The organism is Pseudomonas sp. COW5 (genome assembly GCF_026240005.1).
Lineage (GTDB): Bacteria > Pseudomonadota > Gammaproteobacteria > Pseudomonadales > Pseudomonadaceae > Aquipseudomonas > Aquipseudomonas kribbensis.
Genome location: NZ_JAPHVP010000001.1, coordinates 3,379,613 through 3,402,740, shown reverse-complemented (window position 1 = coordinate 3,402,740; position 23,128 = coordinate 3,379,613). Strand labels below are relative to the sequence as shown.

The following is a 23,128-nucleotide window of genomic DNA, read 5'->3' as shown; positions in this document are numbered from 1 at the left end:
GCGCGCGGGTCACTGCCGTACACTGCGCCCATGAAAACCATTCCCCTGCAGCCAATCGACGAGCCCGCCGTCACCTGTTCGACTTGCGCGGCCTGCTGCTGTCAGCTCGAAGTCATGCTGATCACCGACACTGGCGTACCCGAGCGTTATATCGATACCGATGAATGGGGTGGGGAAGTCATGCTGCGTCTGGACGACGGCTGGTGTGCGGCGCTGGATCGCGACACGATGATGTGCACGATCTACGAAAAACGCCCGCTGATCTGCCGCGAATTCGAGATGGGCGCGCCGGAATGCATCGACGAACGCCAGGGGATTGCCACGGCGTATCGCTGAATACAAAAAAAGGAGCGCTTGGCGCTCCTTTTTTCATGGGTGTTACAACGGCATTGTGTAGTGCAGCGAGTAGCTTTCTACCCCGTCGTTGTTGCTCGACATGCCGGCGTTGGAATAGTGGGTCGCACGGATCCCCACCTCGTGCCCGCCATGGAAGCGCAGACCGAAACCGATGCGGTCTTCGAACTGGAAGGCCTGGCCGATCTTGTTGCCTTCGTAGTCGGTGTTGGAGAACACCGCAGCGCCAATGCCCGCCTCGACGTAAGGCTTGATCGACTCGCCGGAAAACTCGTAAACGAACACCGGCGAGAACGACAGGCTGTTGTTGCTGGAGCCCTTGTCGCCTTCCCAATAGGTATAGGCGCCGCTCCAGTAACCGGTCAGGCGACCGACGTCGCTTTGCAACCAGCTCTTGTCCCAGTCGAAATTCATTCCCAGGCGATAAGTCATCGTTGAATCGCTGGTGGCTCCAACCCCGAATTCCACGCCAGCGGCCTGTGCAGTAAAACTTTGCCCCATCAGTGCGGCCGCAATCGCGGCCAAGCAGAATAGTCGCTTCACTTGAAACATCCTTTTCCTAACGGTCGTATGGTTTTTAGTGTGCTTGACGCTTATAGAAATCGGCGCTTGAACAGAAGTTCAGCTGATTTTTCAGTTATGACACAACTTTCTTACATCGCGAAGCTTTGCACATCGCCGGGTGTTTGTCCCAACAGCGGCAGGATGTTTTTCAAGGACTGCGGGTCGGCGCTGGTCCAGAATCTGGCGGGGCGATTCGGGCCGGCGGCGAGCAGATCGCGTTCGGCCAGCAGGCGCTGAAGTTGCCGGGCCACGGCGGCGCCGGTGTCGATCAGACTGATGTCGGCGGGGAGCATCGTCTTGAGCAGCGGCTTGAGAAACGGGTAATGGGTACAGCCAAGAATGATCGTGTCGCAACCCGCGCCCAGTAGCGGTTCGACATAGCGGTGAAGCAACTGACGCAGCGCTTCGCTGTGCAGGTCGCCGCTTTCGATCAGCTCCACCAGCCCCGGGCACGGCTGGGTGATGACCCGGATATCGGTGGCAAAACGGTCGAGCAAGGCCGCGAACTTCGCGCTCTGCAAGGTGCCGGTGGTGGCGAGGACGCCGACCACGCCGCTGCGTGTCGCCGCAGCTGCCGGTTTGACCGCCGGCTCCATGCCGACAATCGGCCAGTCGGGAAAATCACGCCGCAGATCGGCAACGCCGGCCACGGTCGCAGTGTTGCAGGCGATCACCAGCGCCTTGGCGCCCTGCTCGCGGAAAAAACCGGCCATCACGCTGCAACGCTGACGGATGAACTCCGGGGTTTTCTCGCCATAAGGAATGTGGCCGCAATCGCCGAGGTACAGCAGCGATTCATGGGGCAATAGATGCTGGATTTCCGCCAGCACCGACAGGCCACCGACGCCGGAATCGAATACGGCGATCGGCGCTTCACGCATGGTGCGAACCACAGACGCTGCATCCCGGATCCCGCTTGACCCGCAGCTCACGGAATCGCGAGCCCAGTGCATCGATCAACAGCAGGCGCCCCACCAGTGGCTCGCCGAACCCCGCCAGCAACTTCAAGGCTTCCAGCGCTTGCAGGCTGCCGACCAGCCCCACCAGCGGACCGACCACGCCGGCTTCACTGCAAGTCAGTTCGGCTTCGCTGCCGTGACCGTACAGGCAGTGATAGCAAGGGCTCTCGGCGCGACGCGGGTCGAACACCGACAGTTGTCCTTCGAGGCGGATCGCCGCGCCGCTGACCAGCGGTTTGCAGACTGCCACACACGCGGCGTTGACCGCTTCGCGGGTGGAGAAATTGTCCGAGCAGTCGAGCACCAGATCCACCGCTGCCACGGCGGCGGCGAGGGAATCCTCGTCGAGTGCCTGACGATGGGGCACCAGTCGGATTTCAGGATTGATTGCGCTCAGGCGCTTGAGCGCCGAGTCGACCTTGGTCATGCCGACACTGTCGGTGTCGTGGATGATCTGGCGCTGCAGGTTGGTCAGGTCGACCGTGTCGAAATCCGCCAGATGCAGTTCGCCGACGCCCGCCGCCGCCAGATACAAGGCAACCGGAGCGCCGAGACCGCCAAGGCCGACGATCAGCACGCGGCTGTCCTTGAGCTTCAACTGGCCATCGATGTCGATGTGTTGCAGGAGGATCTGCCGACTGTAGCGCAACAATTCCTGATCATTCAGCACGGCAGGCGCCCCAGGCTGATCCGTTGATGGCCGCCCAGATCGGTGCGGCTGTGGACTTCTTCGAAACCTTGCGTCAGCAACAGATCGCGCACGGCTTCGGCTTGATCATAGCCGTGTTCGAGCATCAGCCAGCCACCGGCCTCCAGATGCGCCGGCGCCTGGGCGATGATCAGACGCAGATCGTCGAGCCCGTCGATGCCGGCCACCAAGGCGCTTTCCGGCTCGAAACGCACATCGCCTTCGACCAGGTGCGGATCGGCGGACCGGATGTACGGCGGGTTGCTGATGATCAGCTCGAAACGCTTGCCTTCGAGGGCACTGAACCAGTGACTGCTGAGCACCGTGGCGTTGTTCAGGTGCAGACGCTGACGGTTGCGCTCGGCCAGGGCCACGGCTTCCAGTACGCGATCCACAGCGGTGACGCTCCACTCCGGACGCTCGCTGGCCAGGGCCAGGGCAATCGCCCCGCTGCCGGTGCCGAGGTCGAGAACCTTGGACGGGGTCGCCGGCAATAACTCCAGTGCGGCCTCTACCAGCAGTTCGGTGTCCGGGCGCGGAATCAGCGTGTGCGGCGCGACTTCCAGATCGAGTTTCCAGAAACCCTGCTGGCCGAGAATGTAGGCCACCGGCTCGCCGCTGCGGCGGCGTTGCAGGTATTCGGTGAAGACCAGCACGGCTTCGCTGGGCACGATGCGTTCGGGCCAGGTGTGGAGAAAACTGCGGGACTTGCCCAGCGCCGCGGCGAGGAGCAGCTCGGCATCCAGACGTGCGGTGGGCGAGTCCGGCAGTTCGGCGGCGCGCAACAGGCTGGCGATGATGGTCATTTATTCACCTATCGCTGCCAGTTGGTCGGCCTGGTATTCGGCCAGCAACGGTTCGATCACCGCTTCGACGCCACCGGCGAGGATCTCGTCGAGGGAATACAGGGTCAGGTTGACGCGGTGGTCGGTGACCCGGCCCTGGGCAAAGTTGTAAGTACGGATCCGCTCGGAGCGGTCACCGGAACCCACCAGCAATTTACGTTCGCTGGCGATGGCGTTGGCCGCTGCGGTGGTTTGCTGGTCGTTGAGCTTGGCCGACAGCCAGGCCATCGCCCGCGCCCGGTTCTTGTGCTGGGAACGTTCTTCCTGGCACTCGACCACGATGCCGGTCGGCAAGTGGGTGATACGGATCGCCGAGTCGGTCTTGTTGACGTGCTGACCACCGGCCCCGGAGGAACGGTACGTGTCGACGCGCAAGTCCGCCGGGTTGATCTCGATCGCTTCCTGCTCGTCGGGCTCCGGCAACACAGCCACGGTGCAAGCCGAGGTGTGGATGCGGCCTTGGGATTCGGTGGCCGGCACGCGCTGTACGCGGTGGGCGCCGGACTCGAATTTCAGCTTGCCGTAGACATTGTCGCCTTCGACCCGGGCGATGACTTCTTTATAACCGCCGTGCTCGCCCTCGTTCTCCGAAAGGATCTCCACCCGCCAGCCGCGCTTCTCGGCGTAGCGCGAGTACATGCGGAACAGGTCGCCGGAGAAGATCGCCGCCTCGTCGCCACCGGTGCCGGCGCGGATTTCGAGGAACACGTTGCGCCCGTCGTTGGGATCCTTGGGCAGCAGCATGCGCTGCAAGGTGGCTTCCAGCTCGATGAGTTGCTCTTTGGTTTCGCGGACTTCTTCCACGGCCATTTCGCGCATGTCCGGGTCGCCGTCCTTGAGCAGCGCCTGGGCGCCTTCCAGATCGGCCTGGGCCTTGAGCAGCTGTTTATAGGCTTCGACGACCGGTTCGACTTCGGCGTACTCCTTGGAATAGGCGCGGAATTTGGTCTGGTCGGAAATGACCTCGGCGTCGCCGAGCAGCGCCGTCAGTTCCTCGAAACGGTCCTGGAGGATATCCAGCTTATTGAGCAGTGACGCTTTCATTGCGGTTTTTTATCCGAAAAGCTATCCGGTGAGCCCTCGAGGGCAAAGAGTTCCTGGGCCATGGCCAGCGCATCGAGGCGGCCTTCGGCAGAAAGCTTTTTCAACTGAACGCTCGGGGCGTGCAGGAGTTTATTGGTCAGGCCACGGGCCAACTGGCCCAGCACGTCTTCGGCGTTACCGCCATTGGCCAGCAGGCGCAGGGCCTTTTGCAGTTCTTCGTCGCGCAGGCGTTCGCTCTGTTGACGATAGGCTTTGAGCACGTCGACCGCCGCCAGTTCGCGCAGGCGCACCATGAAATCGTCGGCGCCGACCGAAACCATCTCTTCGGCGGCTTGCGCTGCGCCCTGACGGCTCTTGAGGTTTTCGGCGACCACTTCGTGCAGATCGTCGACGCTATAGAGGTAAACGTCGTCGAGTTCGCCGACTTCCGGTTCGATATCCCGGGGAACGGCGATGTCGACCATGAAGATCGGCTTGTGCTTGCGCAGCTTCAAGGCGCTTTCAACGGCGCCCTTGCCGAGGATCGGCAACTGACTGGCGGTCGAACTGATGACGATGTCGCTGCGCACCAGTTCGGCCGGAATGTCCGACAGCAATACCGCGTGGGCGCCGAACTGTTCGGCCAGCAGGCTGGCGCGCTCCAGCGTGCGGTTGGCCACCACGATACGCTTGACCCCCAGATCATGCAGATGGCGGGCGACCAGGGTGATGGTCTCGCCGGCGCCGATCAGCAGGGCCTGGCTGCGTTGCAGGTCGCTGAAAATCTGTTTGGCCAGGCTGACCGCGGCAAACGCCACGGACACCGGGTTCTCGCCAATGGCGGTATCGGTGCGCACTTGCTTGGCGGCGTTGAAAGTCGCCTGAAACAAGCGGCCCAGCAGCGGCCCGATGGTGCCGGCCTCGCGGGCCACGGCGTAGGCCGATTTCATCTGGCCGAGGATCTGCGGTTCGCCCAGCACCAGCGAGTCGAGCCCGGAGGCGACGCGCATCATGTGACGAACTGCCGCATCATCTTCATGCACATAAGCACTCGCGCGCAGCTCATCGAGGCTTAAATGGTGATAGTCGGCCAGCCAGCGCAGCACAATATCGGCCGAAAGCTGATCCTGTTCTATATACAGTTCACTGCGATTGCAGGTGGAAAGGATCGCAGCTTCGCGGCTGTCGGTGAGTCGGCAGAGCTGCTGCAAGGCCTCCACCAGCTGCTCAGGGGTAAAGGCCACGCGCTCGCGGACGTCTACTGAAGCAGTCTTGTGGTTGATACCGAGTGCAAGGAAGGCCATTCAAGGTCGCTGATGGTGACGTGAAGCCGGCAATTGTCCTACTTCGTCAGATTCAGAACAACTACCGCTGACTATTGTCCCAATTGTCGGCCCCTATAATGGCCACAATCGAGACTCGGTTATGTTTGGCCGAAGGCTTGTGTCATGATGATCCGACCGCAGGTTAGTCGTCCTCTTCCTATATGAATAGATCTTCCGCGTTGCTCCTTGCTTTTGTCTTCCTCAGCGGCTGCCAGGCCTTGGCCCCCGTTTCGCACGATGGCGCCTCATCGGTCGAAGACACCACGCCAGCCCCTGAAAAGCCCAAGGTTTACAGCTCGTTCAGCCAGGAAACGGTGTTCAGCCTGCTGAGCGCCGAACTCGCCGGCCAGCGCAATCGTTTCGACATTGCCCTGGACAACTACGTGACCCAGGCCATCAACACCCAGGATCCGGGTGTTTCCGAGCGGGCGTTCCGTATCGCCGAGTACCTGGGCGCGGATCAACCGGCGCTGGATACCGCACTGATCTGGGCGAAAAACGCCCCGGATGACCTCGAAGCGCAACGCGCCGCCGCTGTGCAGCTGGCACGCGCCGGGCGTTATGACGACTCGATGGTCTACATGGAGAAAGTCCTGCAGGGCAAGGGCGACACCCATTTCGATTTCCTCGCGCTGTCGGCCGCCGACACCGATCAGGAAACCCGCAACGGTCTGATGAAGAGTTTCGACCGTCTGCTGCAGCGTCACCCGCACAACAATCAGCTGATTTTCGGCAAGGCCCTGCTGATGCAGCAGGACGGCGACACCAAAGGTGCGCTGACCCTGCTTGAAGACAATCCGCCGGACGATGGCGAAATCGCCCCGATCCTGCTGCGTGCCCGCCTGCTGCAAGGGCTGAACCGTGGCGACGAAGCCCTGCCCCTGCTGCAGAAGAACATCAAGAAGTACCCGGACGACAAGCGCCTGCGCCTGACTTACGCGCGGATGCTGGTGGAACAGGACCGGATGGACGATGCCAAGGTCGAGTTCTCCACGCTGGTCCAGCAATATCCGGAAGACGACGAACTGCGGTATTCGCTGGCGCTGGTGTGCCTGGAAGCCAAGGCCTGGGACGAGGCCAAGGGTTACCTGGAAGACCTGATCGCCCGGGAAAGCCATGTCGATTCCGCGCATCTGAACCTGGGGCGCATCGCCGAAGAACGCAACGACCCGCAAGGCGCGCTGATAGAGTACGCCCAGGTCGGGCCGGGCAACGACTATCTGCCGGCGCAATTGCGTCAGGCCGACATCCTGATGAACAACGGCAAGACCGCCGAAGCCCAGAGCAAACTGGCCGCCGAACGTGACGCGCAGCCGGATTACGCGATCCAGCTGTACCTGATCGAGGCCGAGACCCTGTCCGCCAACAATCAGGGCGACAAGGCCTGGAAAACCCTGCAACAGGCGTTGCTGCAATACCCGGATGACCTGAACCTGCTCTACACCCGGGCCATGCAGGCGGAAAAACGCAATGACCTGGCGCAGATGGAAAAAGACCTGCGCCTGATCATCAAGCGCGACCCGGACAACGCCATGGCGCTCAATGCCCTCGGCTACACCCTGTCCGACCGCACCACGCGCTACGCCGAAGCCAAGGCGCTGATCGAGCAGGCGCACCAGATCAATCCGGAAGACCCGGCGGTTCTCGACAGCCTCGGCTGGGTGAATTTCCGCATGGGCAACCTGGATGACGCCGAGAAGTATCTGCGTCAGGCGCTGGAACGCTTCCCCGATCACGAAGTCGCCGCTCACCTGGGCGAAGTCCTGTGGACCAAGGGTAACCAGCGCGAAGCCAAACAAATCTGGGGCAAGTTCCTCAAGGATCAGCCCGACAGCACCATCCTGCGCAGCACCATCAAGCGCTTGACCGGATCCGAGACTCTTTAACTCATGTTTTTGCGCCACGTCATTGTTTTCAGTTTCATCGCCCTGCTCGCCGGTTGCGCGGGTTTTGGCGCCCGCGAATCCGTCGAGGGCCATGGCAGCCCGGCACAATGGGCCGCGAACAAACAGCAACTGACCGGCCTCGACGGCTGGCAGATCGACGGCAAGATCGGCATCCGCGCCCCGAAAGACTCGGGCAGCGGCACGCTGTTCTGGCTGCAGCGCCAGGATTATTACGACATCCGCCTGTCCGGCCCGCTGGGTCGCGGCGCGGCGCGATTGACCGGTCGCCCGGGCAAGGTTTCGCTGGAAGTCGCCAACCAGGGCCGCTATGACGCGCAATCCCCGGAAGTCCTGCTGGAAGAACAGCTGGGCTGGAAACTGCCGGTGTCGAATCTGTCCTGGTGGGTGCGTGGTCTGCCGGCTCCGGCCAGCAAGAGCCGCCTGACCCTCGATGCCGACAGTCGCCTGGCCAATCTGGAACAGGACGGCTGGCAGGTCGAATACCTCGGTTATGCCGAACAGAATGGTTACTGGCTGCCCGAGCGGATCAAACTGCACGGCACCGATCTGGACGTGACGCTGGTCATCAAGACCTGGCAACCGCGCAAACTGGGGCAATAAGCATGACCGCTCCACGCCTGACGTTGCCTTCTCCGGCCAAACTCAACCTGATGCTGCACATTCTCGGTCGTCGTGAAGACGGCTATCACGAGTTGCAGACGATTTTTCAGTTCCTCGACTACGGCGACGAAATCACCTTCGCCGTCCGTGACGATGGCGTGATTCGCCTGCACACCGAATTCGACGGCGTGCCCCACGACAGCAACCTGATCGTGCGTGCGGCGAAAAAACTTCAGGAACAATCCGGCTGCGCCCTCGGCATCGATATCTGGATCGACAAGATCCTGCCGATGGGCGGCGGCATCGGTGGCGGCAGCTCGAATGCGGCGACCACCCTGCTCGGACTCAATCATCTTTGGCAGTTGGGCTGGGATGAAGATTGGCTGGCAACACTGGGCCTGAGCCTGGGCGCCGACGTGCCGGTGTTCGTCCGTGGCCACGCGGCTTTCGCCGAAGGTGTCGGCGAGAAACTGACCCCGGTCGAGCCCGCCGAACCGTGGTATGTCGTGCTCGTACCGCAAGTCTCTGTTAGTACGGCAGAAATTTTTTCAGATCCATTGTTGACACGTAACACGCCGCCCATTAAAGTGCGCCCCGTTCCCGAGGGAAACAGTCGAAATGACTGCTTGCCGGTGGTAGCAAGGCGTTATTCAGAAGTACGTAACGCATTGAATTTGTTAGGTAATTTTACCGAAGCAAAACTCACCGGAACTGGAAGTTGTGTGTTTGGGGGCTTCCCAAGCAAAGCTGAAGCTGATAAAGTCTCGGCCCTTCTGACAGAGACCCTTACAGGGTTTGTAGCAAAAGGAAGCAACGTTTCGATGTTGCATCGCAAGCTGCAAAGTCTGCTCTAAAGGAACCAAGTGCCCGGCACTTGCAAGCAACAGATACAGGGGCGTCGCCAAGCGGTAAGGCAGCAGGTTTTGATCCTGCCATGCGTTGGTTCGAATCCAGCCGCCCCTGCCATTTTCTATACTCATCCAGGTTACCCTCAGCCTCTAGGTACTGCGCGTGTCCAAGATGATGGTCTTTACGGGGAACGCTAACCCCGATCTGGCTCGGCGTGTCGTACGTCAGCTGCATATCCCTCTCGGTGACATCTCTGTCGGTAAATTCTCCGACGGCGAAATTACAGCCGAGATCAATGAAAACGTTCGCGGTAAAGACGTTTTCATTATTCAGCCGACTTGCGCTCCGACCAACGATAACCTGATGGAACTGGTAGTGATGGCTGACGCCTTCCGCCGCTCCTCGGCTACTCGTATCACTGCTGTTATTCCTTATTTTGGTTATGCCCGTCAGGATCGCCGTCCGCGTTCCGCACGTGTGGCTATCAGCGCGAAAGTCGTTGCTGACATGCTTACCGTAGTCGGCATCGACCGTGTTCTCACGGTTGATCTGCATGCTGACCAGATTCAGGGTTTCTTCGATATTCCGGTAGATAACATCTACGGCTCCCCGGTTCTGGTGGATGACATCGAAGATCAGCGCTTCGAGAACCTGATGATCGTGTCCCCGGACATTGGTGGCGTCGTGCGTGCACGTGCCGTTGCCAAATCCCTGGGCGTGGATCTCGGGATCATCGACAAACGCCGTGAGAAAGCCAATCACTCTGAAGTGATGCATATCATCGGTGATGTCGAAGGGCGTACCTGCATCCTGGTCGATGACATGGTCGATACCGCCGGCACTCTGTGCCACGCGGCCAAGGCCCTGAAAGAGCATGGCGCAGCCAAGGTCTTTGCCTACTGCACACACCCTGTGTTGTCGGGTCGGGCCATCGAGAATATCGAAAATTCCGTGCTGGACGAGCTGGTGGTCACTAACACCATCCCGCTGTCCGCAGCAGCACAAGCCTGTGCACGTATCCGTCAACTGGATATCGCACCGGTTGTTGCCGAAGCGGTTCGCCGCATCAGCAATGAAGAATCGATCAGCGCGATGTTCCGCTAAGGGCCCTGCCCTTCTCGAAATGTCTCGTTGACGAAAAGCGCCCCGCCCCAACACTCATGTTGGGGCGGGGCTTTTTTGCCCATGCCGCTTTGACGTCGGTCGCAGACGTCGCCCGGACATGGCTATTTTGGAGATACAAAATGACTGATTTCATCCTGAACGCCGAAGCGCGTACCGACCTGGGGAAAGGTGCGAGCCGCCGCCTGCGTCGTCTCGCCAGCCAGGTTCCTGCCGTTGTCTACGGTGGTGACAAGGCTCCTGAGTCCATCATGATGCTGGCTAAAGAAGTAGCCAAGCTGTTCGAAGACGAGGCTGCTTTCAGCCACGTCATCCAACTGAACATCGGCGGCGTCAAGCAAGACGTGGTTGTTAAAGCCATGCAGCGTCACCCGGCCAAGCAGTTCATCATGCACGCCGACTTCGTACGCGTTGTTGCCGGCAAGAAACTGACTGCTGTTGTTCCAGTGCACTTCATCAACGAAGAAGCTCCGGTCAAGAAAGGCGGCGAGATCTCGCACGTTGTTGCAGAAATCGAAGTTTCCTGCGAAGCCAAAGACCTGCCTGAGTTCATCGAAGTCGACCTGGCCAAAGCCGAAATCGGCACCATCATTCACCTGTCGGACCTGAAAGCTCCTAAAGGTGTTGAGTTCGTTGCTCTGGCACACGGCGATGACAAGGCTGTTGCCAACGTCCACGCTCCACGTGTTGCTCCAGAAGCTGCCGAAGGCGCTGCAGAGTAATCACTCTGTAAAGCCGGAGTGAACAGGTAACATCGCGGACTGGAACGTAGCGAGAAAGCGGGCGGGAACGCGGAGTTTACATCCATGGTAAATGAGCATTTTTCGTCCACTTTCGCCGCCTTCCCCGATCGCGGCGATGTTATCCACCACTCCAAGGAAGGGCCCCTATCGTGACTGCCATCAAACTGATCGTTGGCCTGGGAAATCCAGGTGCCGAATACGAACAGACCCGGCATAACGCAGGGGCCCTTTTTGTTGAGCGCATCGCCCACGCACAGAATGTGAATCTCGTGGCCGATCGCAAGTATTTCGGCCTGACCGGGCGTTTTTCGCATCAGGGTCAGGACGTTCGTCTGCTGATTCCCACCACCTACATGAACCGCAGCGGCCAGGCCGTGGCGGCACTCGCCGGTTTCTTCCGCATCAAGCCCGAAGAAATCCTGGTGGCGCACGACGAACTCGATCTGCCTCCGGGCGTCGCCAAGCTCAAGGTGGGCGGCGGCCATGGCGGTCACAACGGGTTGCGCGACATCATTGCGCAATTGGGTAATCAGAATACGTTCCACCGCCTGCGGCTTGGCATCGGCCACCCGGGCGTCGCCAGTATGGTTTCAAATTTCGTCCTGGGTCGTGCGCCACGCGCCGAACAGGAAAAACTCGATGCCAGCATCGACTTTGCCCTCGGCGTGCTGCCGGATATCCTCGCCGGTGAATGGAACCGCGCGATGAAAAACCTGCACAGCCAGAAGGCCTGACTCTAATCCGAGGGGAAACACCATGGGATTCAATTGCGGCATCGTCGGCCTGCCTAACGTCGGCAAGTCCACCCTGTTCAACGCCCTGACCAAATCCGGGATCGCGGCCGAGAACTTCCCCTTCTGCACCATCGAGCCGAACAGCGGCATCGTGCCGATGCCTGATCCACGCCTGAATGCTCTGGCGGAAATCGTCAATCCGAAGCGCATCCTGCCGACCACCATGGAATTCGTCGACATCGCAGGCCTCGTTGCCGGCGCATCGAAAGGTGAAGGCCTGGGCAACAAGTTCCTGGCCAACATCCGCGAAACCGACGCCATCGCTCACGTCGTGCGCTGCTTCGAAGACGAGAACGTGATCCACGTTTCCAACAGCGTCGACCCGAAGCGCGACATCGAAATCATCGACCTGGAACTGATCTTCGCCGACCTCGACAGCTGCGAGAAGCAACTGCAGAAAGTCGCGCGCAACGCCAAGGGCGGTGACAAGGACGCAGTGGCCCAGAAGGCCCTGCTGGAGCAATTGATCCCGCACTTCACCGAAGGCAAGCCTGCGCGCAGCCTGATGAAGAACATGAGCGCCGACGAGAAGGCGATCATCAAGGGCTTCCACCTGCTGACCACCAAGCCGGTCATGTACATCGCCAACGTCGCTGAAGACGGTTTCGAGAACAACCCGCACCTGGACGTGGTCAAGGCCATCGCCGAAGAAGAAGGCGCCATGGTCGTTCCGGTCTGCAACAAGATCGAAGCGGAAATCGCCGAGCTGGACGACGGTGAAGAGAAAGACATGTTCCTCGAGGCCCTGGGCCTGGAAGAGCCTGGTCTGAACCGCGTGATCCGCGCCGGCTACGAAATGCTGCACCTGCAGACCTACTTCACCGCCGGTGTCGAAGAAGTCCGCGCCTGGACCGTCCGCGTCGGTGCTACCGCACCACAAGCCGCTGGCGTGATCCACACCGACTTCGAGAAAGGCTTCATCCGCGCCGAAGTGATCGCCTACAACGACTTCATCCAGTACAAGGGCGAAGCCGGTACCAAGGAAGCCGGTAAATGGCGTCTGGAAGGCAAGGATTACATCGTCAAGGACGGCGACGTGATGCACTTCCGCTTCAACGTGTAAAAGCTGCCCCCAAGAAAAAGCCGCGTTTGATACGCGGCTTTTTTGTGCCTGAAATTCAGCCCGTCAGGCCTTTTTGGTTTTTGGCAGAAAGATCGCCAACACCCCGAACAACGGCAGGAACGAGCACAGGAAGTACACGTATTCGATACCGTGAATGTCCGCCAGATGCCCGAGCAACGCCGCGCCAATCCCGCCAAAGCCGAACATCAGCCCGAAGAACACCCCGGCAATCATCCCGACATTGCCCGGCACCAGTTCCTGCGCGTACACCACGATGGCCGAGAACGCCGAGGCCAGAATGAAGCCGATCACCACACTCAGGACGCTGGTCCAGAACAGGTCGACATGCGGCATCAGCAAGGTGAACGGCGCCACCCCGAGGATCGAGAACCAGATCACTGCCTTACGGCCGATCTTGTCGCCAATCGGCCCGCCGAAGAACGTGCCCGCCGCCACAGCGCCTAGGAACAGGAACAGGTGCAACTGGGAACTGGCCACCGACAGGTCGAATTTCTCGATCAGGTAGAAGGTGAAGTAACTGGTCAGGCTGGCCATGTAGAAATACTTGGAGAACACCAGCAACCCGAGCACCACCAGCGCGCTGACCACCCTGCCCTTCGACAGTCCATGAGTGGCGGCTTGCCCGGCCTTGAGCTTGAACAGGTTCAGGTGATGGGCGTACCAGCGACTAATGCGATACAGCACGAACAGCGCAAACACCGCGAACAGCCCGAACCACGCCACATTGCCCTGCCCGAAGGGAATGATGATCGCTGCCGCCAGTAACGGGCCGAATGCCGAACCGGCGTTACCGCCGACCTGGAAGGTCGATTGCGCCAGACCGAAGCGCCCGCCTGACGCCAGTCGGGCGATACGAGAAGCTTCCGGGTGAAAGGTCGAAGAACCGATACCGATCAGCGCTGCCGCCAGCAGAATCAGCGGAAAACTGCCGACCATCGACATCATCACAATGCCAACCAGCGTGCACACGGACCCGGCCGGCAACAGCCACGGTTTCGGATGCCGGTCAGTGTGATAACCGACCCACGGCTGTAACAGCGAAGCGGTCAATTGAAAGGTCAGGGTAATCAGGCCGACCTGAGTGAAGCTCAAGCCGTAGTTGGCCTTGAGCATCGGATAGATCGACGGCAGCACTGACTGGATCAGGTCGTTGATCAAATGCGCCAGCGCCACCGCGCCGATGATGCGCATCACCAGTGGACTGTTTTGGGGAGGAGCGGACGCCGTCGCAGCGGCGGTCTGAACGTTGCTGATAGCCATGGGAGTTTCCGTACAGCAGATGGGTGCACGCAGGCAGGTGCGTCAATGTGCCATTTTTCGGTGCGCCAGCGCCATCCCCTTAGCCAGCTAACGAACTATTCATTCATCGCAGCAAAAGTGATAGCGCAAAGCCATGGTCTGATTCTTGCCTTGCTTCTTGGCTTGAACGCGGCCCCCTTACAAAGGGGATCGAGAATGGGAAGTTCTGCTACAGAGCCTGCCTACAGAGCGGGCGAGAGTGGACTTTCGAAGCCTTTTAGCAGGGCACGGATCGCGCTCGCAAAGAGCGCGACGCACGCCAATGGTGCGTGGTGTCCAGAGGAGTCATGGGGCATGCAGGCTTTCTTGTTACCGGGGATCAAATTGCTGGGGCGGTTTGGCTTCGCGCGTAAATTCCAGTTGTTGTTTCTGCTGTTCATCCTGCCGCTGGCCGGCAGCCTGTTGATGATCGGCCAGGACTATCGCGTCAAGCTCAACCTGATTTCCGGCGAACGTGCCGGCGTGCGGCAGTTGCTCGCCCTCGATGCGCTCGACAACCTGCTCGCTGCTCAGCGCGACCGTGCGGCTCGCTGGCGTGCCACGGAAACCAACCGCCAGCCGACGCCCGCCACCCTCGCCGCCATGGCTGCATTCGATGGTGTGCAACCTGCCGTCGCACAGGCCACAGTGGATCTGGGCAATGCCTTGCAAGCCGAAGCTGCAGAAGGTGAAACCCTGGCCCGTTATCAAGCCCTGCAAACCGCGCTCGGCGGTCTGGACTCCAAGAGCCTGGCCGGCGTCGGCTGGTGGCCGGACGGTTACGATCGCTTCACCAACGCCCTCAGCGCCCTGCAAGCATTGCGTGAGCAAATTGCGATGGACAATCGGCTGATCCTCGCGCCGTGGCTGGAAACCTATCTGCTGACGCAGATTTCCACCCAGCACGCACCGGACCTGATCGAACGGGTCGGCCGACTCGCGGCGGTCGGGCAAGCATCCGTAGTCTCCGGTCAGTTCACCCTGCAAAGTCGCCTGCAACTGCGGGACCTGCGCAGCCGCATCGGTGATGCCCGCGAGCAGCTTGTTAAAACGGCAAGCCTTCTGGAAGCGCGGCTGCCGAACGACCTGCAAGGCTGGGCCGGGCAGTACCACGACAGCCTCAAACAACTGGATACCGGTTTGAAGGTGCTGGATGACGGCGTGTTCGGCGGCAGCATCAATCTCAAACCGGAAGACTTCGAACGCAGCCTCGATGCCCTGCTCGGCAATCTCGCCACGCTGCGTCAGCAATCACTGGTGGCGCTGGATCAGCGACTGGACGATTACCACGGTTCGGCGATCCGTCAGTTCATCGTGGTCGCGGCGGTGTTCGGTTGCCTGTTGCTCGCGGCGCTATACCTGTTCGTCTGCCTGCAGGCTTCGATCCGTCGCAGCGCCAGCGGCATCACGGTGCTCGCCGAAGCGTTGCGCGACGGTAATCTGAGCCTGCAAGTGCCTGTCGTGGGTCGCGATGAACTGGCCTCGATCAGCACCGCGCTCAACGTGGCCGTGGTGCAATTGCGCACCAGTTTGCTGGGTGTCGACCACGAAACCTCGCAACTGAGCCACGCGGTGCGCAGCCTCAACGATCACTCCAGCGGCGCTCTCAGCGAGGTCGAAGCCCAGCAATTGCAGATCAGCCAGATCGCTGCCGCCGCCACGCAATTGGCGGCCACGTCCCAGGGTGTGGCGCAGAGTTGCGAACAGGCCTCCGGCAGCGCCCAGCAGACCCGGCGCATCGCCACCGACAGCAGCCGCGACAGTCAACGCACCACGGCGAGCATTCAGCAGCTCAATCAGCGCCTGAACGAAACGGCGGCAGCGCTGGGCCGGGTCAGCGAGCAAGGGCAGCAGATTCAACTGGTGGTCGACACCATTCGCGGCGTCGCCGAACAGACCAACCTGCTGGCGCTGAACGCCGCCATCGAAGCCGCTCGCGCCGGTGAACAGGGTCGCGGTTTTGCCGTGGTGGCCGACGAGGTGCGCAGCCTCTCGCAGCGTACGCAATCTTCCACCGCGCAGATTGCCGGGACGGTCGACAGCCTGCGCAACACGGTCAATGAAGCGGTGAGCCTGATGGAGGCGGCCTGCGGTCAGGCGCAATCGGATGCCGAAGCCGTCACCGGGCTCGGCGAACGTCTGGGGGAAATTGCCAGCGCCGTGCAGAGTGTCACCGACACCCTCGCCCAGATCGCTACGGCGGTGGAAGAACAGGCCAGCACCGCCGATGAGGTCAGCGGCAATATCCAGCAGGTCGATCAGGCAGCGGTTCGCCTGCTCGACGGCGCGCGGGCCGTCAACCTGGCGGCAGACACCTTGAGCCAGGGCAGCAAGGCCTTGAGCGACAACACCGCACGCTTCCGGCTCAGTTGATCAGCGCTTCGGGGAAGTCCTTTTCCAGTTCGGACTTGAGCCATTGAATGAACCACGCCGCATCCGCCGACAGCTCGGCGGACGGCGTCAGCACCCGATAGCTTTCCAGCTTCACCTGAGCGTCCACTGCGCGCACCAGTTTGCCGGACCTGAGTTCTTCGCGGACCAGCACCTCGTTGGCCAACGCGATGCCCTGCCCGCTCTCGGCCACCGATAACGCGTGATCGTTGTTGACGTAGAGCATGTCGGAATTGAGGTGAATATCCAGGTCATGGGCGGCGAACCACAGGTTCCACCACTCGCCGTCATCGACGTGGATCAACTCGTGCCGGACCAGATCGGCCGGACCGCCGAGCGGCTCGATGCTTGCCAGGTATTGAGGGGTGCAGATCGGAAACACACGGGGGCAGATCAACGCTTCACGGGAGTCCGCGTACTGCCCGTCGAGGCCGTAGACGATACCGAGATCGGCGCTTTTGCCATCCACTTCGGTGAAGGTCGAGTTCGGTTCGATGGCAAACTTCAACCCCGGACGCAGGTGACGCATGGCCTCGATGCGCGGCATCAGCCAGCGCTTGGCAAAACCCGGCACCACCATGATCCGCAGCCAGCGCTCGGCCTCTTTGGGACGTGCCTCCTTGCCGGCCTCGATGATCAATTGCAGGGCAGTCGCGATCTTGCGGTGGTACTTCTCACCGGCAGGCGTCAGGTTGACGCCGCGCGACGTGCGTTCGAACAGCTGAATGCCCAGCCAGTCCTCCAGCAGCTTCACATGCCGGCCAATCGCCGGCTGAGTCACGTGCAAGGCTTTCGACGCCTCGACATAGCTGCCCAGGCGGGCAGCGGCATCGAACGCACGCACTGCATTGAGTGGCGGCAAACGGTGGTCGGGCATGTTTCTGGCACCTGTCGGTATTAAATTAACTAACACCTGCCATGTTTAAATTGAAGTTTCGCCCCGCGCAACCCCTCGCCGATAATCGAGCCACAGCAGAACAACAAAACAGCTGGTTTCACCCCGTACGCAATCTCGATCCTGCCCAGAAAAATAATATCCATGGCCCGACAGATTCGCTGACCGACAGCGCAATCGCAGGCGATGGGGGAATCGGAGGTAACGCATGAATGCCCTGCATTCGCTGCAAACGCTGGCGGTGTCGATCCGCTCGGTGCGCAAGGTCTACGGCGATCCGTCCACCGGTCCGGTGGTGTTGAAAAACATCGATCTGGATATCCGCGACAACGAATTCTTCACCCTTCTCGGACCCTCCGGCTGCGGCAAGACCACGCTGCTGCGGATGATTGCCGGGTTCGAATTTCCGACCCAGGGCGAGATCCTGCTCTACGGCGAAAACATCGCCGAGCGCCCGCCGTTCCAGCGCCCGGTCAACACGGTGTTCCAGCACTACGCACTGTTCCCGCACATGACCATCGCCGAAAACCTGGCCTTCGGCCTTGAATCGCACCCGATGGGCAAGGTCCTGAACAAGGCGCAGATCGCCGAGCGCGTCCGCGAGATGCTCGCGCTGGTGCAGATGGAACGCTTCGCCCATCGCAAACCGGCGCAGCTCTCCGGTGGCCAGCAGCAGCGCGTCGCCCTCGCCCGCGCTCTGGCGCCGCATCCCAAGGTGCTGTTGCTTGACGAGCCGCTGTCGGCACTTGATCTCAAGCTACGCCAGGCCATGCGCGAAGAGCTGAAAAGCATCCAGGCCAGGACCGGCATCACCTTCATCTTCGTCACCCACGACCAGGAAGAAGCGCTGACCATGTCCGACCGCATCGCCGTGCTGTCCGAAGGCGAAGTGCAGCAAGTCGGTCGCCCGGAGGACATCTACGAACGGCCGCGCAATCGCTTCGTGGCCGACTTCATCGGCGAAACCAACTTCATTCAGGCCAGCGTCACTCGGGTCGAGGACGGCATGGCGTGGTTCGCCGGGCCGGCCGGACATCCGTTGCCGGCGCAACCGTGCAACGACGTGCAACCGGGTGCCAGCGTGACCCTGTCTGTTCGCCCCGAGCGCCTGCACCTGGTGCAGGTCAACACGGAGGCGGCGCTGCCGTGCCGGGTCGAAGCACAAATTTATCTGGGCACCGACCTGCAATACCAGGTCAGCCTCGGCGACGGTTCGCGCCTCACCGTGCGCACGCCCAACTGCGTCGATCAGAGCCTGCGTTTTGCCGTGGGCAGTCAGGCCGGTCTGCTGTTCGACCGGGGAAGCGCCAGCGTCCTGCACGATTGAGTCCGAGGAGTTGCCATGCACGCCTTACCGATAACCAACACGCTTGAACGCCGAAGGGCGTTCCAGAGCTTCCTCGGTGTCAGCCCGGCGCTGATCGCCATCGCCCTGTTTCTGGTGGTGCCGATCCTGATCGTCATCGGTTATTCGCTGATGGAAGCCAACCCCTATGGCGGGGTCAACAAGGTGTTCAGCAGCGACGCCTACACCTCCCTGCTGTTCGAACGGCAAATGGACGACAGCCTGGCCTTCGCCGACTCCTACCTGATCATCGCCCTGCGCTCGGTCGGAATTGCCGGCCTGACCACCGTCATCACGCTGCTGATCGGCTTTCCGGTGGCGGTGTGGCTGGCCATGCAGCCCGCGCATCGGCGTGGGCTGCTGATCTTCCTGATCACCGTGCCGTTCTGGGCCAACCTGCTGATCCGCACCTACGCGTGGATTCTGTTGCTGCGTAACACCGGGGTGATCAATAACAGTCTGATGGGCCTGGGCGTTATCCATGAGCCGCTGCAGTTGCTGTACACCGACGGTGCCGTGCTGCTGGGGCTGGTTTATACCTATGCGCCCTTCGTGGTTCTGCCGATCTACGCCACGCTGGAAAAAATGGATATCCGTCTGCTTGAGGCCGCTCAGGACCTGTATGCCGGACGCCTGCGCACCTTGCGCAAAGTAGTACTGCCGATCGCCAGACCGGGAATTCTCGCCGGCGCCATTCTCACCTTCGTGCCGTGCCTGGGCGCGATGATCGCCCCGGAACTGCTCGGCGGCGGTACGCGGATGATGCTCGGCAACCTGATCTTCCGGCAGTTCAGCGATGCCCGTAACTGGCCGTTCGGCGCAGCGTTGTCGCTGGTGCTGATGGCGGCGGTGATGCTGGTGCTGACGGTCTATGCCCTGCGCGCCGAACGTCAGCGCATCGCCAAAGGAGGTGCGTGATGATCGGTCTGCTCAAACGCAAGGGGCTGGGCGTCCAGGATTTCCCCGGATTCGGCGGTTTCAGTTTCCTGTTCTACCTGTACCTCTACGCGCCGATCGTGGTGCTGGTGGTGTTCTCGTTCAACGCCAACCAGTCGGCCACGGTATGGACCGGCTTCAGCCTCGACTGGTATCGCGCCGCGTTCGCCAATCAGGCGCTGCGCCAGGCGGCCGGCAACAGTCTGCTGATCGCGGTGTGCGCCAGCATGGTCGCCACGGCGATTGCCACCCTCGCGGCCCTCGGCACCTCACGGGGCGCGAAGTTCAAGGGCCTGCAACTGTCGATGGGCGCGATCATGCTGCCGCTGGTGCTGCCGGAAATCGTCGTTGGCGTCGCCACGCTCGCGCTGTTCTCCACCATCGGCCTGTCGCTCGGCTACGGCAATCTGATCATCGCCCATACGGTGTTCTGCATTCCGTTTGCCTATCTGCCGATCCGGGCCCGGCTGAACGACATGGACCTGTCGCTGGAACAAGCCTCGGCCGACCTGTATGCCGGGCCGTGGCGGACCTTCCGCAAAGTAACCCTGCCGTTGCTGATGCCGGGGATTTTCTCCGGACTGATGCTGGCGTTCATCGTCTCGCTGGATAACTTCGTGATCTCGATGATGGTCTCCCAGGCCGGCACCACAACGCTACCGATCTTCATCTTCGGCCTGTTGCGCATGGGCGTGACACCCGACGTCAACGCCGTGTCGACCCTGATCCTGGGCGTCTCGGTGCTGTTTGTCAGCCTCTCTTACCTGCTGGGCAAAAAGAACGCCTGAACCTTCCAAGAACCGTGGGGAAATAGCATGAGCAAGTGGATAAAAAGCGTCGGTACTTCGTTGTTTCTGACTGTGCCGCTGGTCATGGCCGGGAGTGTTCAGGCCGCCGAAAAACTCAACGTGGTGAGCTGGAGCGGTTACTTTTCACCGGAGATTCTCGCCAAATTCCAGAAGCAGACCGGCATCGAAGTCACCGTTGACTCCTACGACTCCAACGAGACGCTGCTGGCCAAACTGAAACAGGGTGGCGCCGGTTACGACGTGGCGATTCCCTCGCACCAGTTCATTCCGATCCTGATCAAGGAAAACCTGCTGGAGCGCTTCGATCCGGTCAAGGAGCCCTACTACGCCAGCGTGGTCGACAACCTGAAGAAACCGAGCTGGGATCCGGAAGGCGCCTATTCGGTGCCGTTCATCTGGGGCACCACCAGCGTGGTGCTCGACAGTGGCCGCTACAAAGGCCCGGCCGACAGCTACAAGGTGCTTTATGAGCCGCCGGCCGAGTTGCAGGGGCGGATCAACATGTTCGATTCGGTCAGCGATATGGTCGACATGGCCAGCCTGTACCTGAACATCCCGCTGTGCAGCGAGGACCCGAAACAGATGCAGCAAATCCTCACGCTGCTCAAGGCGCAGAAGCCATTCGTCAAAACCTACAGCTCCAAGGCCGGCTCGATCCGCGAGAACCTCGCCTCGGGCGAAATCGATATGTCGATGTTCTGGGGCGGTTCGTCAATGCGCGCCCGCGAGATGAAACCGAGCCTGAAATACCTGTACCCGAAAGAAGGGGTGCTGGCCTGGGTCGACAACATGGTCATCCCCGCCGGCAGCAAGAACCCGGCGAATGCCAAGGCGTTCATCGCATTTCTCAGCCAGCCGGAAAACTCGGCGATGACCCAGAACTTCCTCAAGCATCAGAGCCCGATCAAAGGCGTCGAACCGTTCCTCGACGCAAACCTCAAGGATGCACCGGAACTGCATATTCCCGAGGGCACCCACGTGGTGTTCAGCAAGACCTGCGGTGAAGGCGCGATCCGTCTGGCCGATCGTCTTTGGACCAACCTGATGCGTTGATTTCTACCGCCCCGGCACGAGGCCGGGGCGTTTTTCCAGCCGTCTGAAGGGCGCCGTCGTCATGAACTCCAATAACATCAGCGAACTGGTCCTGTTGCCGGCCATCGAGCTCGCCGAACGCATCCGCCTGCGCCAGGTTTCCTGCCGCGAAGTGATGCAGACCTATCTTGCCCACATCGACCGGTTCAACCCGGCAGTCAACGCACTCATCAGCCTGCAAGCGCCGGAAGATCTGCTGGCCCAGGCCGACACACGGGACGCCGAACTGAGCCGGGGCCAATACCGGGGCTGGATGCACGGCCTGCCCCACGCCATCAAGGATCTGTCGCTGACCTGCGGCATCCGCACCACGTTGGGCTCACCGCTGTTCAAGAATTTCATTCCCGAGCGTGACGGCATCATGGTCGAGCGGATCAAGGCTGCCGGCGCGATCATCATCGGCAAGACCAACACCCCGGAATTCGGCCTCGGTTCGCAGAGCTACAACCCGTTGTTCGGGGCCACCGGCTGCGCCTTTGACCCGAGCAAAACCGCGGGCGGCAGCAGTGGCGGCGCGGCGGCGGCGCTGGCGATGCATCTGGTGCCGGTGGCCGATGGCAGCGACATGATGGGCTCGCTGCGCAACCCGGCAGCGTTCAACAACATCTTCGGCTTCCGCCCGTCTCAGGGACGCGTACCGTTCGACGACAGTGCCGATCTGTTCTTCGATCAACTCGGCTATGAAGGGCCCATGGCGCGCAGTGTGCGTGATGCCGCGATGCTGCTGTCGGTGCAGGCCGGCGGCGATGCCCGGGCGCCGTTGTCGATCCGTGAATCCGGAGAGGCCTTTACCGCACCGCTGGAGCGCGACTTCACCGGCACCCGGATCGGCTGGCTCGGCGACTTCAACGGGTATCTGCCCATGGAAAACGGCATCCTCGCGTTGTGTGAAAAGACCTTTGCCGACTTTGAAAGCCTGGGTTGCCATATCGAGCCGGTGCGTCCGGAATTTGCCCCCGAGAAACTGTGGAGCAGCTGGCGTACCTTGCGCCACTGGATGGTCGCCGGCTCCCTGGGCGCAGCTTACGCCGATCCGCAGAAACGGGCGCTGCTGAAACCGGAAGCCTGCTGGGAAGTGGAAAACGGTCTGAAGCTCTCGGCCAGCGAAGTGTTCGCCGCCTCGGTGGTGCGCAGTGACTGGTACCGGGCGATCTCACGCTTGTTCGAACAGTACGACTATCTGCTGCTGCCCAGCGCGCAGGTCTTCCCGTTCGACAAGATGCAACCGTGGCCGACCGCGATCGAGGGCGTGAACATGGACACTTATCATCGCTGGATGGAGGTGGTGATTCCCGGCACGTTATCCGGTTGCCCGGTGGCGAACGTCCAGGCCGGCTTCAATGCACGGGGGTTGCCGATGGGGTTGCAGATCATCGGCCGGCATCAGGCAGACTTCGCCGTTCTGCAACTGGCGCACGCATATGAGCAGGCCAGTCGCTGGTTCCAGCGCTGCCCTTCGCCACTGTTGAACGCCTGATTTTGATAAACGGTTGAAAGCGTAGAAAAAATTTTGAAATTTACGCTT

The 23,128-nt window shown here is 61.0% G+C and carries 22 protein-coding genes and 1 tRNA gene; 15 read left to right on the top strand and 8 right to left on the bottom strand.

The features are described 5' to 3' along the window. Nucleotides 1-30: 30 nt before the first annotated feature. The gene (locus OQ248_RS15565; protein ID WP_114885496.1) at nt 31-336 is read left to right on the top strand and encodes a YkgJ family cysteine cluster protein; all 306 of its coding nucleotides are present in this window, start codon (nt 31-33) and stop codon (nt 334-336) included. Nucleotides 337-378: 42 nt separating this feature from the next. Here OQ248_RS15565 and OQ248_RS15560 read toward each other — a convergent pair whose 3' ends face one another. From OQ248_RS15560 to hemA, 6 genes are all read right to left on the bottom strand, one after another. Next, on the bottom strand, nt 379-897 hold the full coding sequence (locus tag OQ248_RS15560; RefSeq protein WP_134828084.1) for an acyloxyacyl hydrolase: 519 nt from the start codon (nt 895-897) through the stop codon (nt 379-381). A 110-nt stretch (nt 898-1,007) separates the two neighbouring features. Continuing rightward, nucleotides 1,008-1,799, bottom strand: a complete 792-nt coding sequence (murI, locus tag OQ248_RS15555; RefSeq protein ID WP_265813254.1) for a glutamate racemase — start codon at nt 1,797-1,799, stop codon at nt 1,008-1,010. After that, on the bottom strand, nt 1,792-2,547 hold the full coding sequence (locus OQ248_RS15550; RefSeq protein WP_265813253.1) for a molybdopterin-synthase adenylyltransferase MoeB: 756 nt from the start codon (nt 2,545-2,547) through the stop codon (nt 1,792-1,794). The genes murI and OQ248_RS15550 overlap by 8 nt, the downstream gene beginning before the upstream one ends. Then, on the bottom strand, nt 2,541-3,371 hold the full coding sequence (prmC, locus tag OQ248_RS15545; RefSeq protein ID WP_265813252.1) for a peptide chain release factor N(5)-glutamine methyltransferase: 831 nt from the start codon (nt 3,369-3,371) through the stop codon (nt 2,541-2,543). Before prmC ends, OQ248_RS15550 begins: the two co-directional genes overlap by 7 nt. After that, nucleotides 3,372-4,454, bottom strand: a complete 1,083-nt coding sequence (gene prfA / locus OQ248_RS15540) for a peptide chain release factor 1 (RefSeq protein WP_114885501.1) — start codon at nt 4,452-4,454, stop codon at nt 3,372-3,374. Then, the gene (gene hemA / locus OQ248_RS15535; RefSeq protein ID WP_085700892.1) at nt 4,451-5,737 is read right to left on the bottom strand and encodes a glutamyl-tRNA reductase; all 1,287 of its coding nucleotides are present in this window, start codon (nt 5,735-5,737) and stop codon (nt 4,451-4,453) included. The genes prfA and hemA overlap by 4 nt, the downstream gene beginning before the upstream one ends. A gap of 182 nt (nt 5,738-5,919) precedes the next feature. On the opposite strand from hemA, the gene OQ248_RS15530 reads away from it, so the two are divergent. The 8 genes from OQ248_RS15530 (at nt 5,920) to ychF (ending at nt 12,836) form a co-directional block, all read left to right on the top strand. Beyond that, on the top strand, nt 5,920-7,644 hold the full coding sequence (locus tag OQ248_RS15530) for a tetratricopeptide repeat protein (protein WP_248739380.1): 1,725 nt from the start codon (nt 5,920-5,922) through the stop codon (nt 7,642-7,644). Between the two features lie 3 nt (nt 7,645-7,647). Next, nucleotides 7,648-8,265, top strand: a complete 618-nt coding sequence (gene lolB / locus OQ248_RS15525; RefSeq protein WP_085709291.1) for a lipoprotein insertase outer membrane protein LolB — start codon at nt 7,648-7,650, stop codon at nt 8,263-8,265. 2 nt (nt 8,266-8,267) lie between these two features. Continuing rightward, nucleotides 8,268-9,119, top strand: coding sequence for a 4-(cytidine 5'-diphospho)-2-C-methyl-D-erythritol kinase (gene ispE / locus OQ248_RS15520; RefSeq protein WP_265813251.1), 852 nt, complete (start codon nt 8,268-8,270; stop codon nt 9,117-9,119). Between the two features lie 37 nt (nt 9,120-9,156). Next, nucleotides 9,157-9,231, top strand: a tRNA-Gln gene (locus OQ248_RS15515). 45 nt (nt 9,232-9,276) lie between these two features. Then, nucleotides 9,277-10,218, top strand: coding sequence for a ribose-phosphate pyrophosphokinase (locus tag OQ248_RS15510; RefSeq protein ID WP_003171603.1), 942 nt, complete (start codon nt 9,277-9,279; stop codon nt 10,216-10,218). Nucleotides 10,219-10,358: 140 nt separating this feature from the next. Next, nucleotides 10,359-10,958, top strand: coding sequence for a 50S ribosomal protein L25/general stress protein Ctc (locus tag OQ248_RS15505; protein ID WP_085709289.1), 600 nt, complete (start codon nt 10,359-10,361; stop codon nt 10,956-10,958). Nucleotides 10,959-11,128: 170 nt separating this feature from the next. Further along, on the top strand, nt 11,129-11,713 hold the full coding sequence (gene pth / locus OQ248_RS15500) for an aminoacyl-tRNA hydrolase (RefSeq protein ID WP_007951726.1): 585 nt from the start codon (nt 11,129-11,131) through the stop codon (nt 11,711-11,713). 22 nt (nt 11,714-11,735) lie between these two features. Next, on the top strand, nt 11,736-12,836 hold the full coding sequence (gene ychF / locus OQ248_RS15495; RefSeq protein ID WP_085709288.1) for a redox-regulated ATPase YchF: 1,101 nt from the start codon (nt 11,736-11,738) through the stop codon (nt 12,834-12,836). Nucleotides 12,837-12,899: 63 nt separating this feature from the next. On the opposite strand, the gene OQ248_RS15490 is transcribed toward ychF, so the two are convergent. Further along, the gene (locus OQ248_RS15490) at nt 12,900-14,117 is read right to left on the bottom strand and encodes an MFS transporter (protein ID WP_265813250.1); all 1,218 of its coding nucleotides are present in this window, start codon (nt 14,115-14,117) and stop codon (nt 12,900-12,902) included. 333 nt (nt 14,118-14,450) lie between these two features. On the opposite strand from OQ248_RS15490, the gene OQ248_RS15485 reads away from it, so the two are divergent. Next, nucleotides 14,451-16,508: a methyl-accepting chemotaxis protein gene (locus OQ248_RS15485; RefSeq protein WP_265813249.1), complete on the top strand. Its 2,058-nt coding sequence runs from the start codon at nt 14,451-14,453 to the stop codon at nt 16,506-16,508. On the opposite strand, the gene OQ248_RS15480 is transcribed toward OQ248_RS15485, so the two are convergent. After that, nucleotides 16,501-17,403: a LysR substrate-binding domain-containing protein gene (locus OQ248_RS15480; protein ID WP_248739384.1), complete on the bottom strand. Its 903-nt coding sequence runs from the start codon at nt 17,401-17,403 to the stop codon at nt 16,501-16,503. The genes OQ248_RS15485 and OQ248_RS15480 overlap by 8 nt on opposite strands. Before the next feature lie 226 nt (nt 17,404-17,629). Between OQ248_RS15480 and OQ248_RS15475 the strand changes: the two genes are divergently transcribed. The 5 genes from OQ248_RS15475 (at nt 17,630) to OQ248_RS15455 (ending at nt 23,080) form a co-directional block, all read left to right on the top strand. Then, nucleotides 17,630-18,748 (top strand): ABC transporter ATP-binding protein, encoded by a 1,119-nt coding sequence (locus tag OQ248_RS15475; RefSeq protein ID WP_265813248.1) that lies wholly within the window; start codon nt 17,630-17,632, stop codon nt 18,746-18,748. Nucleotides 18,749-18,763: 15 nt separating this feature from the next. Then, entirely contained in the window at nt 18,764-19,684 is a 921-nt protein-coding gene (locus tag OQ248_RS15470; protein WP_085709284.1) for an ABC transporter permease, read from the top strand. Next, nucleotides 19,684-20,490 (top strand): ABC transporter permease, encoded by an 807-nt coding sequence (locus OQ248_RS15465; protein ID WP_085701815.1) that lies wholly within the window; start codon nt 19,684-19,686, stop codon nt 20,488-20,490. The genes OQ248_RS15470 and OQ248_RS15465 overlap by 1 nt, the downstream gene beginning before the upstream one ends. 27 nt (nt 20,491-20,517) lie before the next feature. Next, complete coding sequence (locus tag OQ248_RS15460) at nt 20,518-21,564, top strand: extracellular solute-binding protein (protein ID WP_085709282.1); 1,047 nt, start codon at nt 20,518-20,520, stop codon at nt 21,562-21,564. A gap of 61 nt (nt 21,565-21,625) precedes the next feature. Beyond that, a complete protein-coding gene (locus OQ248_RS15455) occupies nt 21,626-23,080 on the top strand; it encodes an amidase (RefSeq protein ID WP_265813247.1) in 1,455 nt (484 codons plus the stop codon). The last annotated feature ends 48 nt before the right edge of the window (nt 23,081-23,128 follow it).